The following is an 11255-nucleotide window of genomic DNA, read 5'->3' on the forward strand; positions in this document are numbered from 1 at the left end:
GTCAGGACGATGGGCAGCAGACCATTCTTGTAGCAGTTGTCGATGAAGATGTCGGCAAAGCTGGGCGCGATCACGGCGCGAAAACCATACTGGTCCAGCGCCCACGGTGCGTGCTCGCGGGAGGAGCCGCAGCCGAAGTTCTTGCGCGACAGCAGAATCGACGAACCCTGATAGCGCTCCTGGTTGAGCACGAAATCCGGGTTCAGCGGGCGCTTGGAATTGTCCATGCCCGGCTCGCCATGATCCAGGTAGCGCCATTCGTCAAACAGGTTGGGGCCGAAGCCGCTGCGCTTGATCGACTTCAGGAACTGCTTGGGGATGATCGCATCGGTATCGACGTTGGCGCGATCCAGCGGCGCCACCAGTCCTTCATGCACGATAAATTTATTCATGAGCTTGACCTTGGGTCGGTGGGGCGATTGCTCTGCCCTACCCTTCCTGTTTCCTGTTCAAAAACTGAAGCTGCGGCACGCTGGCCGCAGCCTGTTGCACTTATTCCTGCTTATTTCTTGCTGGCGTCCTGCATCTTCTCGCCGACCTTTTCGACATCCTTGCCGAAACCATTGACGGTATTGCAACCAGCCAGCGCACCCAGGGTGACGGCCAGCAGAACCAGAGCGGAGATTTTTTTCATGGTTGTATTCTCTCGAAAAGATTCACAAGCCCGCGCTTACAGCGAGCGCACGTCCACGAAGTGACCGGCAATGCCCGCCGCCGCCGCCATGGCCGGGCTCACCAGGTGGGTACGACCACCGGCGCCCTGGCGACCTTCGAAGTTGCGGTTCGAGGTCGAGGCGCAGCGCTCGCCCGGTTCCAGGCGGTCGGCATTCATGGCCAGGCACATGGAGCAGCCCGGTTCACGCCATTCGAAGCCGGCGTCGCGGAAGATCTTGTCCAGGCCTTCGCGTTCAGCCTGTTCCTTGACCAGGCCCGAGCCCGGCACCACCATCGCCAGCTTGACATTGGAGGCGCGGAACTTGCCGCGCACCACCTTGGCGGCTTCGCGCAGGTCTTCGATGCGCGAATTGGTACAGGAACCGATGAAGACCTTGTCGATGCGGATGTCTTCGATCGGGGTGTTGGGCTTCAGGGCCATGTAGGCCAGGGCCTTTTCCATGCCGTCGCGCTTGGTCGGATCCTTTTCCTTGTCGGGGTCCGGCACACGGGCGTCGACGGCCACCACCATCTCGGGCGAAGTGCCCCAGGTGACTTGCGGCTTGATCTCGGCGGCGTTCAGGGTCACGACCAGGTCGAACTTGGCACCCGGGTCCGAATGCAGCGTGCGCCAGTAGGACACGGCGCGCTCCCAGTGCGGGCCGGAGGGCGAGAAGGGACGACCCTTCAGGTATTCCAGGGTGGTCTCGTCGAAGGCCACCATGCCGGCGCGGGCGCCCGCTTCGATGGCCATGTTGCAGACCGTCATGCGGCCTTCCATGGACAGCGAACGGATGGTCGAGCCAGCGAATTCGATGGCGTAACCGGTACCGCCTGCGGTACCGATCTTGCCGATCACGGCCAGCACGATGTCCTTGGCGGTGACGCCAGCCGGCAGCGCACCGTCGACCTGCACCAGCATGGCCTTGGACTTGCGCGCCAGCAGGGTCTGCGTGGCCAGCACGTGTTCGACTTCGGAGGTGCCGATGCCATGGGCCAGCGCGGCAAACGCGCCGTGGGTGGAGGTGTGCGAATCACCGCAGACCACCGTCATGCCCGGCAGCGTGGCGCCCTGTTCGGGGCCGATCACGTGCACGATGCCTTGACGCTTGTCGTTCATGCCGAAGTACGTCAGGCTGAATTCTTTTGCGTTACCGTCCAGCGTTTCCACTTGCAGGCGCGAAATGGGGTCGGCGATGCCTTGGGCGCGGTCGGTGGTGGGGACGTTGTGGTCCGCCACCATCAGGTTGGCCGAATTGCGCCAGGGTTGGCGACCGGCTAGCTTGAGGCCTTCGAAGGCTTGCGGGCTGGTCACTTCATGGAGCAGGTGGCGGTCGATATACAGGATGGCGGTACCGTCATCTTCCGTATGAACGACGTGCGACTCCCAGAGTTTGTCGTAGAGCGTCTTGAGCATGTTGCGGTCCTGCAGAACAGAAAAGGGATGCTGGTCGGGAAAAATAGCATTTGATTATGCCATAAAGCGACATCCCTGCGCTTCCTGCCGCGTTTTCCACCGCATCGCAACAACAGATAGAAATGCTGCAAGGCAGCAGAAAAAGCGCAGGAGTTGCGGCGCGCATGAAAAATCCGGCATTTCCCCATCACTGGAGCCCATGCCGGATCGAACCCCCTTCAGGGGCAACCGCAGATCAACGCTTGCGCGTCTGCTGGTACAGCGGCTCGACGCGCTGGGCATAGACCGTCAGGTCGGCGATGCGCTCACTGCTGGAGGGGTGGGTGGACATGAACTTCATGGGTTCATCGCCGCCCAGGCTGGCCATCTTCTGCCAGAGCGTCACGGCCGCCTTGGGGTCGTAGCCACCGCGCGCGGCCAGTTCCACGCCGATGCGGTCGGCTTCGGTCTCATTGGCACGCGAATTGGGCAAGCCCATCAAGCCCATGTACAGATATTGACCGCCCTGCTTGCCCACATCGCCCAGGCCCAGCAAGGCGGCGCCAATCGAGATGGCTGAATTGGCCACCACCTGCTGCGAGGCGCGCTCGCGAGCGTGTTCGCGCAGGGCATGGGCGATTTCATGGCCCATCACGGCGGCCAGTTCATCGTCGGTGATCTTGAGCTTGTCGATCAAGCCGGTATAGACCGCGATCTTGCCGCCCGGCATACACCAGGCATTGGTTTCATCGGAACTCAATACATTGACCTCCCAGTTCCACTTCAGCGCATCCGGCCGGAACACGCCGGTCTGCGGGATGAGGCGGTTGGCAATGGCGCGCACCCGCTGCACCTGGGCGGTGTTGCGATTGAGTTGTCCCTTGCTGCGCGCCTCGGCCAGTACCTGGGCGTATTCCTTGCTGGATGCCGCTTCCATTTCCGCAGAAGACACCAGCATCTGCTGCTTGCGGTCGATGCCCACGGCACCGCCTTGCGTGGTCTGTACCGTTTCGCAGGCCACCACGCCCAGCAGAGCTACGGCCAACAGGCTGTTCTTGATGATAGGGTTGAGCTTCATGCCCGCCTCCATTGAATAATTGATCTTGATCCCGGGGTCGGTCTGCCCACGCTCATGGCGGTCGCGGGCTAGCCGTGAGCGCTTCGACTTGGCCGGATGAAAAATGTTTCACATAAGAAAAAACCGGCGACCGCATGTGCGATGACCGGCTTGCCAGCAACGGTGGGCCGACTTCTTTAGCGCAGCGCCGGCGTATCCACCTTGACGTCGCCGCACTGCGCCCGATGGCGCAAGGCATGGTCCATCAGCACCAGCGCCAGCATGGCTTCGGCAATCGGGGTGGCACGGATGCCCACGCAGGGGTCGTGGCGGCCGAAGGTTTCCACCGAGATCGGCTGGCCATTCTTGTCGATGGACGGGCGCGGGGTACGGATGCTGGAGGTCGGCTTGATGGCGATGGAGGCCGTGATGTCCTGCCCGGTCGAGATGCCGCCCAGGATGCCGCCGGCATTGTTGCCCACGAAGCCTTGCGGGGTCAGCGCATCGCCGTGTTCGGAACCCTTCTGCGCCACCGCGCGGAAGCCGGCGCCGATTTCCACGCCCTTGACGGCGTTGATGCCCATGAGTGCAAATGCGATCTCGGCATCGAGCTTGTCGTACAGCGGCTCGCCCAGGCCGACCGGCACGTTCTGCGCCACCACGTCGATGCGCGCGCCGATGGAGTCGCCGTCCTTGCGCAGGGCATCCATGTACTCTTCCAGGCGCTCGATGAGGCTGGCGTTGGCCGCAAAGAAGGGGTTGTTGGGCACGTGTTCCCAGGATTCGAAGGGAATGGCGATCTCGCCCAGCTGGCTCATGCAGCCCTTGAAGGTGGTGCCGTACTTCTCGAACAGCCACTTCTTGGCGATGGCGGCCGCCCCCACCACCGGCGCGGTCAGGCGCGCCGAGGAGCGGCCACCGCCGCGCGGGTCGCGGATGCCGTACTTGTGCCAGTAGGTGTAGTCGGCGTGGCCGGGACGGAAGGTCTCCAGGATGTTGCCGTAGTCCTTGCTGCGCTGGTCCTGGTTGCGGATCAGCAGTGCAATCGGGGTGCCGGTGGTCTTGCCTTCATAGACGCCGGAGAGAATCTCCACGGTGTCCGGCTCCTGGCGCTGGGTCACGTGGCGCGAGGTGCCGGGGCGGCGGCGATCCAGTTCCGGTTGGATGTCGGCTTCCGACAGCGTCATGCCCGGGGGGCAGCCGTCGATCACGCAGCCGATGGCCGGGCCGTGGGATTCGCCAAAGGTGGTGACGGTGAAGAGCGTGCCGAGAGTATTGCCGGACATGGTGGAATTCGCGCAAAAAAGGGTAAACCGCGATTCTACCAGCCCGGCCGGGTGTCGGCGAGCCGGGCCACTGGCCCGTCCGCCCTTACTTCCAGTCCCCGCGCAGTTCGCGCACCTTTTCCTGCAGCAGCTCGGGGCTGACCTGGTCGGCTGCAATCGGCTCGCCGGCCACCAGTTCCAGGCGCGAGAACAGTCCGCGCTTGAAGGTACGGGTGACGGGATTGCTGGGGTCGCGCGAGAACAGGCTGCCCCACAAGCCGCGCAAAGCCAGCGGCAACACCGGCACCGGGGTGCGGTCGATGATCTTTTGCACGCCGCCCTTGAAGGGATTCAACTCGCCATCGCGGGTCAGTTTGCCCTCGGGGAAGATGCACACCAGCTCGCCTTCATGCAAGGCCTGGGCGATATCGACGAAGGCCTTTTCGGTCAGCCACGGGTCGGCCTTGACCGGGGCGATCGGAATGGCCCGCACATTGCGGAACAGCCACGACATCACCGGAATCTTGAAGATCTGGTAATCCATCACGAAGCGCACCGGACGCGGGCTGGCGGCCATGATGGCGATGGCATCGACATAGCTCACGTGATTGCATACCAAGACCGCCGGCCCCTGGTCGGGAATGGCTTGGCCATTGACGATGCGCACGCGGTAGAAGGTATGGATCAGGATCCAGGCCAGGAAGCGGATCAGGAATTCCGGCACCAGCGAGAAGATGTAGACCGCCACCACGCCATTCATGATGGCAGTGGCCAGGAAGATCTGCGGAATGGTGAGCCCCGCCTTCAACAGCACCATCGCCACCAGCGCCGAGACCACCATGAACAGGGCATTCATGATGTTCATCCCGGCAATGGTGCGCGAGACGTGGGCCGGGTCGCAGCGCGTCTGGATGAGCGCGAACAGCGGCACGATGTAGAGCCCGCCGAACAGGCCAATGCCCAGGCAATCGGCCAGGATGCGCCAGCTACCGCCCTGCGCCAGGAAGCCGGCCACATCCAGCATGGCCGCCGGCGTCACATAGGCTTGGCTGGCGAAGTACAGCTCCAGCCCGAACACCGACAAGCCAATCGAGCCAAACGGCACCAGCCCGATTTCCACCTTGTGGCCGGACAATCGCTCGCACAACAGCGAGCCGGCCCCGATGCCGACCGAGAACACCGCCAGCAGCAGCACGAACACGCCATGGTCGCCATGCAGGTAGTTCTTCGCATAGACCGGAAACTGCGCCAGCATGATGGCGCCATAGAACCAGAACCAGGAATTGCCCAACAGCGATAGGAACACCGGCCGGTTGCGGCGCGAAAAGCCGATGTTGCGCACGGTCTCGGTGAAGGGATTCCAATTCACCTTCAGCTCCGGCACCGGTGCCGGCGAGAGCGGAATGCGCAGGCTGGCCAGCCAGCCCAGCACGGCAATGCCGATGGTCACGCCGGCCACCAGGTGCAGCCCCCAGGGCTTGTGCACCACCAGCACCGCACCCAGGATTTCCCCCAGCAGGATGCCGACGAAGGTGCCCATCTCGATCAAGCCATTGCCGCCCACCAGTTCATCCTGGCGCAACTGCTGCGGCAGGTAGGCATATTTCACCGGCCCGAACAGGGTGGAGTGGATGCCCATGCCGATGACGGCGGCAATGAGCAGCCACAGGTGATGGGTCATCCAGCCATAGGCGGCGATGGCCATGATGACGATTTCCAGCAGTTTCACGGCGCGCGCCATGCGGCCCTTTTCCAGCTTGTCGGCCAGTTGACCGGAGGTGGCCGAGAACAGGAAGAACGGCAGGATGAACAAACCCGGAATCAGGTTATTGAGCAAGCCCGGGTCCATGTCGGTCCAGGACAGCGCGTCATAGGTGAGGATGGTCAGCAGCGCGGTCTTGAAGACGTTGTCGTTGAGCGCGCCCAGGAACTGGGTCCAGAAGAAGGGGGCAAACCGTCGTTGGGCAAAGAGCGTGAACTGGCTTTTCTTTTGCATGAGGAGGCAATCAGGTCGGCAGGAAGTCGGAAGAGGGAGGGCAGGAAGTAGCGCAGCCTACGCAGGCTGGAGTTCAATGACAACGACACCATCGGGCAATAAAAAACCGCTCCAGCAGGAACGGTCATGGCGGCGCCGCCCGTCACAGCCGGGCGCACGCCGCTGGCAAGGACATGGGCCGGATTCAGCGATTGCCTTCGCGCTCTTCTTCCTCGGCCGGCCAGTCGCGGATGTAGGCCTTGAGCATCTTGTTCTCGAAGCCTTGCGCATCCAGCACGGCCTTGGCCACGTCATAGAAGGACATCACGCCCAGCAGGGTGCGCGCTTCCATCACCGGCACGTAGCGCGCGTGCTTTTCCAGCATGATGCGGCGCACTTCGTTCAGGTCGGTGTCGGGCGTGACCGTGATGGGGGCATCGTTCATGTGCTTGCGCACGGTCGAGCCGCCCAGGGCACCGCCGTTCTGGTGCAGCGTCAGCAGCACTTCGCGGAAGGTCAGCATACCGACCAGGTCGCCATATTCCATCACCACCAGCGAGCCGATGTCTTTCTCGGCCATGGCGTTCACCGCCTCCTGAATCGGGGTGTCGGGCGTGACGGTGAAGAGGATGTTGCCTTTGACCTTGAGGATTTCAGAGACTTTCATGATGTCGTCCTAGTTGTATGAAGCTGTTTTGACTGTAGGCGATGACGCCGGGAAAATCCAATTCATGGGGGCCATAGCTTAACCGATCCTGTGCAGGGCCGCTGGTACCGCCCCCCATGCCGGGATGCAAGGCACATGGTACGGGCAAGCGCGCCCTTTGGGCAACCGCCAAACGCATTGCTATGCAGTATTGCCGCCAGTCATGTGAAGCTTGCTTCAGCATAAGGATTGCATATAGCGGCCTGGCTGACTAAGCTGGAAGAGTCTGGATCCCCAGGAGAATCAGGAGAAGCCCATGTCTGCCACCCTGCCCGACCGCCATTACGCCAGCTTCAGCGAGTTCTATCCGAGCTATCTCAGCGAGCATACGCACCGGGTCAACCGGCAACTGCACTTCCTGGGATCGACGCTGGCCCTGTTTAGCCTGTTGTTGCTGCTGCTCACGCGCCAGTGGTGGTGGCTGGCGGTGGCGCTGTTGTGTGGCTACGGCTTGGCCTGGGTCGGACATTTCATGGTGGAGAAGAACCAGCCAGCCACCTTCCGCCATCCGCTCTATTCCTTCATGGGCGATTGGGTGATGTACTGGCAAATGCTCACGGGACAGGTGTCTTTCTAAGAATTGTTCATATCCCGTCTAAAACTGCCCTAGCCACCCCACCCTGCGCCTGGCTTGCGCTTCAACGCTCCCACATGCGGCGCCGCTGCTCCAGCGGCACGGCGGCATAGGGCATGGCGGTCACTGCTGCGGCCGCTTCCTGCACCGCCTGATCAGCGGCGCGGCCGCCCTGGCAATACTCTTCCAGCGATTGCGCCAGCACCGCATTGATGGCCTCCTCCACCCGCGTCACCAGGGTTTCTTCCTCGCCGGCCTGGGCCAGCACGGCCGGGTCGAACACGAACAGGCGATAGACCCGCGCCAGCTGGATCGTGCCGGGATTGGCCGCCAGCGTCCAGCGATCCATGTCGTCGGTGATGCGCCGGTTCCAGCCGCTGCGGGCGCGGGTATCGGGCTTGACCGAGGCCACCCAGCCCTCCTCGCTCATCCTGGCCAGCAATTGCTGCAACTCGCCCAGGCCCAGCTTGGTGGCGCGGCGCACTTCTTCCATGCTGACCACGGCCGAGTCCACCCCGACCCGCGCCGCGTGCAGGCATTTCAAGACCTTGACCGCATCGATGAACTCCGCCCCCGGCGAAGGCACGTGCCACCAGCGCTCGTAGCGCACCACCGGCAGGGCGGCGGTCAACAGGGCGCCAAAGAGCGTGACCATCCACATCATGTAGATCCACACCAGGAAGATCGGCAGCACCGCCACCGTGCCATAGACCATGGTGTAGGTCGGGAACTTGAGGATATAGGCGGCAAAGAGACGCTTGGCGATTTCCAGGCCGATGCCGGCCAGCAGGCCGCCGGCTGCGGCATCGCGCCAGTCCACGGTCTGGTTGGGCACGGTGCTGTAGAGCAGCGTGTAGGCCAGGGTCGAGAACATCAGCGAGACCAGCGTATAGAAGCTCGCCCCCAGCCACGGCAGGCTCTTGACGGCGCCTCCGGTGGCGGTGGACAGATACGAAGTCACGCTGATGGACACCCCGATCAACAGCGGCCCCAGCGTGATGATGGCCCAGTACACCAACACCCGCTGCACCAGCGGGCGCGACTTCTTGACGCGCCAGATCTGGTTGAACACGCTCTCGATGGTGGACATGGTCAACACCGAGGTCAGGATCAGCAGCACCCCGCCCACGGCCGAGATGCGCGCCGACTTGGCGGCGAACTGATTGAGGTAGCCGAGGATGGTATTGGCTACCCCCTTGGGCATGAGGTTATCGACGAAATAGGCTTCCAGCGAGGCGCGGAAGGTCGAGAACAGCGGAAAGGCGGTAAACAGCGCCAGCGCGATGGTCAGCATCGGCACCAGCGACAGGATGGTGGTAAAGGTCAAGCTGCCGGCCACTTGCGGCAGGCGGTCTTCGCGCAGACGCCGGCCGGCGAAGCGCAACAGGTCGCTCAACTGCTGACGGGTCAGACCACGCATACGGGACAGGGAAACACGCAAAGAGGACATCCGTTGGACTTCTCGACTTCTGGACTTCATTGTAGGAAACAACCCAGCAAGACTGCAGAGTCAGACTAAGGTTCCTTGCCGGCAGAGCGCGGATGACAAGCTCACTGGTGCTTGGCCGCTAATCTACCCGCCATCTACCCCTCATCTACTGCTTATCTAGTACTTATCTAGTGCTTATCTAGTGCTTATCTAGTGCTTAGTTGACCATTATCACCCAAGCTGCCGGCAACATACCGCAAAATCCGGGATGAAGCGAAATGTTTCTGCTTCCCCTTGAGGCAGGCGAAGAAAAAGGCGTATCCCCAGTCTTTTCCTGATGTCTGGCTGCAAAAAAACGGAAATATAATAAGTCACATGACTACCTCTTCGACTGCCGTGAACGTTTCTGCCAACGCCACCATCCTGGTGCTCTACTATTCGCGCCATGGCGCCACCCGCAAGCTGGCCGAGCTGATCGCCCAGGGCGTGGAAAGCGTGCCTGGCTGCGATGCCCGCCTGCGCACCGTGCCGGCGGTCTCGACCGTGACCGAGGCGGTGGAGCCGGAGGTACCCGGCTCCGGCGCGCCCTACGTGGAAGCCAGCGACCTCCAAGACTGCGCCGGCCTGGCGCTGGGCTCGCCCACCCGCTTTGGCAACATGGCCGCGGCCATGAAGTATTTCTGGGACGGCACGTCGCCGCAATGGCTCTCCGGCGCCCTGGCCGGCAAGCCGGCCTGCGTCTTCACCTCCACCGGCAGCCTGCATGGCGGCCAGGAATCGACGCTCTTGAGCATGATGCTGCCGCTGCTGCACCACGGCATGTTGCTGCTGGGCCTGCCCTATTCGTATCCTGAACTGATGAACACGGCCAGCGGCGGCACCCCCTACGGCGCCAGCCACTGGGCGGGCGTCAACGGCAACCAGCCGCTGTCGGACGACTCGCGTACCCTGGCCATCGCGCTAGGCAAACGGCTGGCAGAAAACGCGATCAAACTACGGAGACCATCATGAACAACAGCGCGCGTTACTTCCACCTGGGGGCCAGTTCCAGCCTGGTGGCCTTGATCCTGCTGTGCCTGGCGTGGGAACTGATGCTGGCGCCCTTGCGTCCGGGCGGCTCGTGGATGGTGTTGAAGGTGCTGCCGCTGCTGCTGCCCTTGCGCGGCGTATTGAAACGCGACGTCTACACCCTGCAATGGTCTTCCATGCTGATCCTGGTCTACCTGGCCGAAGGCCTGGTGCGCGCCACCAGTGATACCGCCCGCACCTCGGTCATGCTGGCCTGGGTGGAAGTGGCGCTGACCACGCTGTACTTCGTCTGCGCGCTGGCCTATCTGCATCCGTTCAAGAAAGCCGCCAAGGAAATCGCCCGCCAGGCGATCCAGAAGGCTTCCCAGTAAGCGCTCTGCCCCGATCACGGCGCGCTGCCCCAGGTGGCGCGCTCCCTCTTTGCCCTCTTCCATGACCGATTTCCTCGCTGCCTGCCGTGCCGCCATCGGCGCCGCCCATGTCCTCACCGATGCCGCCGACACCGCCGGCTACCTGACCGACCAGCGCGGCCGCTTCACCGGCCGCGCACTGGCCGTGCTGCGGCCGGCCAATACCGCCGAGGTGGCCGCCATCGTCAAGCTGTGCGCGCAGTACGCGGTACCGCTGGTGCCGCAAGGGGGCAATACCGGCCTGGTGCTGGGCAGCGTGCCCGACCAGCAGGGCAATGCCGTGGTGCTGTCGCTGCGCCGCCTGAACCGCGTGCGCGCGGTCGATCCGATCAACAATACGATGACGGTGGAAGCCGGCTGCATCCTGCAACAGCTACAGGAGCAGGCCGCTGCGGTACAGCGCCTGTTCCCGCTGTCGCTGGCGGCCGAAGGCAGTTGCACCATCGGCGGCAATCTCTCCACCAATGCCGGTGGGACTGGCGTGCTGCGCTATGGCAATACCCGGGAACTGTGCCTGGGGCTGGAAGTGGTGACGGCCCAAGGTGAAGTCATGAGCAGCCTGAAGGGCTTGCGCAAGGACAATACCGGTTACGACCTGCGCGATCTGTTCATCGGTGCCGAGGGCACGCTGGGTATCATCACCGCCGCAGTCTTGAAGCTCTTCCCGCCACCACAGGCCCAGCTCACCGCAATGGTGGCCCTGCCCGCACCGGCCCAGGCGCTGGCACTGCTGCAACTGGCGCAAGCGCAATGCGGGCGA

General features: G+C 63.0%; 12 protein-coding genes. 4 read left to right on the forward strand and 8 right to left on the reverse strand.

The features are described from left to right. From leuD to I5W_RS11730, 7 genes are all read right to left on the reverse strand, one after another. A partial coding sequence (leuD, locus tag I5W_RS11700; RefSeq protein ID WP_044529358.1) for a 3-isopropylmalate dehydratase small subunit occupies window positions 1-392 on the reverse strand: 392 nt, incomplete at its 3' end. 110 nt (window positions 393-502) lie between these two features. Continuing rightward, window positions 503-634 carry an entericidin A/B family lipoprotein gene (locus I5W_RS11705; protein WP_008330868.1) on the reverse strand — a complete coding sequence of 44 codons (132 nt, stop codon included), beginning with the start codon at window positions 632-634 and terminating at the stop codon, window positions 503-505. 36 nt (window positions 635-670) lie between these two features. Continuing rightward, window positions 671-2071, reverse strand: coding sequence for a 3-isopropylmalate dehydratase large subunit (gene leuC, locus I5W_RS11710; RefSeq protein WP_044529359.1), 1401 nt, complete (start codon window positions 2069-2071; stop codon window positions 671-673). 235 nt (window positions 2072-2306) lie between these two features. Next, window positions 2307-3128: a M48 family metallopeptidase gene (locus tag I5W_RS11715; protein ID WP_026052130.1), complete on the reverse strand. Its 822-nt coding sequence runs from the start codon at window positions 3126-3128 to the stop codon at window positions 2307-2309. A 176-nt stretch (window positions 3129-3304) separates the two neighbouring features. Next, on the reverse strand, window positions 3305-4393 hold the full coding sequence (aroC, locus tag I5W_RS11720; RefSeq protein ID WP_017452969.1) for a chorismate synthase: 1089 nt from the start codon (window positions 4391-4393) through the stop codon (window positions 3305-3307). 85 nt (window positions 4394-4478) lie between these two features. Next, entirely contained in the window at window positions 4479-6368 is a 1890-nt protein-coding gene (locus I5W_RS11725; protein ID WP_017452970.1) for an MFS transporter, read from the reverse strand. Between the two features lie 184 nt (window positions 6369-6552). Then, the gene (locus I5W_RS11730) at window positions 6553-7014 is read right to left on the reverse strand and encodes a CBS domain-containing protein (protein WP_017452971.1); all 462 of its coding nucleotides are present in this window, start codon (window positions 7012-7014) and stop codon (window positions 6553-6555) included. 295 nt (window positions 7015-7309) lie between these two features. Between I5W_RS11730 and I5W_RS11735 the strand changes: the two genes are divergently transcribed. After that, complete coding sequence (locus I5W_RS11735) at window positions 7310-7630, forward strand: DUF962 domain-containing protein (RefSeq protein ID WP_044529360.1); 321 nt, start codon at window positions 7310-7312, stop codon at window positions 7628-7630. Between the two features lie 61 nt (window positions 7631-7691). Here I5W_RS11735 and I5W_RS11740 read toward each other — a convergent pair whose 3' ends face one another. Continuing rightward, window positions 7692-9077, reverse strand: coding sequence for a YihY family inner membrane protein (locus tag I5W_RS11740; protein ID WP_044529361.1), 1386 nt, complete (start codon window positions 9075-9077; stop codon window positions 7692-7694). Window positions 9078-9431: 354 nt separating this feature from the next. On the opposite strand from I5W_RS11740, the gene wrbA reads away from it, so the two are divergent. The 3 genes from wrbA to I5W_RS11755 form a co-directional block, all read left to right on the forward strand. Then, window positions 9432-10067: an NAD(P)H:quinone oxidoreductase gene (wrbA, locus tag I5W_RS11745; protein ID WP_044529362.1), complete on the forward strand. Its 636-nt coding sequence runs from the start codon at window positions 9432-9434 to the stop codon at window positions 10065-10067. Then, on the forward strand, window positions 10064-10456 hold the full coding sequence (locus tag I5W_RS11750; RefSeq protein WP_017452974.1) for a DUF2069 domain-containing protein: 393 nt from the start codon (window positions 10064-10066) through the stop codon (window positions 10454-10456). Before wrbA ends, I5W_RS11750 begins: the two co-directional genes overlap by 4 nt. Window positions 10457-10517: 61 nt before the next feature. Continuing rightward, the coding region (locus tag I5W_RS11755; RefSeq protein WP_044529363.1) for an FAD-binding oxidoreductase at window positions 10518-11255 on the forward strand (738 nt) is incomplete at its 3' end.

The organism is Herbaspirillum sp. B65, assembly GCF_000333555.1.
GTDB lineage: Bacteria > Pseudomonadota > Gammaproteobacteria > Burkholderiales > Burkholderiaceae_D > Herbaspirillum > Herbaspirillum rubrisubalbicans.

Bases quoted from the DNA above. Each gene is read 5' to 3' on its own strand.
- I5W_RS11705 (WP_008330868.1), bottom strand. From the start codon at position 634: ATGAAAAAAATCTCCGCTCTGGTTCTGCTGGCCGTCACCCTGGGTGCG.
- leuC (WP_044529359.1), bottom strand. From the start codon at position 2,071: ATGCTCAAGACGCTCTACGACAAACTCTGGGAGTCGCACGTCGTTCAT.
- aroC (WP_017452969.1), bottom strand. From the start codon at position 4,393: ATGTCCGGCAATACTCTCGGCACGCTCTTCACCGTCACCACCTTTGGC.
- I5W_RS11735 (WP_044529360.1), top strand. From the start codon at position 7,310: ATGTCTGCCACCCTGCCCGACCGCCATTACGCCAGCTTCAGCGAGTTC.
- I5W_RS11715 (WP_026052130.1), bottom strand. From the start codon at position 3,128: ATGAAGCTCAACCCTATCATCAAGAACAGCCTGTTGGCCGTAGCTCTG.
- I5W_RS11750 (WP_017452974.1), top strand. From the start codon at position 10,064: ATGAACAACAGCGCGCGTTACTTCCACCTGGGGGCCAGTTCCAGCCTG.
- I5W_RS11725 (WP_017452970.1), bottom strand. From the start codon at position 6,368: ATGCAAAAGAAAAGCCAGTTCACGCTCTTTGCCCAACGACGGTTTGCC.
- I5W_RS11730 (WP_017452971.1), bottom strand. From the start codon at position 7,014: ATGAAAGTCTCTGAAATCCTCAAGGTCAAAGGCAACATCCTCTTCACC.
- wrbA (WP_044529362.1), top strand. From the start codon at position 9,432: ATGACTACCTCTTCGACTGCCGTGAACGTTTCTGCCAACGCCACCATC.
- I5W_RS11740 (WP_044529361.1), bottom strand. From the start codon at position 9,077: ATGTCCTCTTTGCGTGTTTCCCTGTCCCGTATGCGTGGTCTGACCCGT.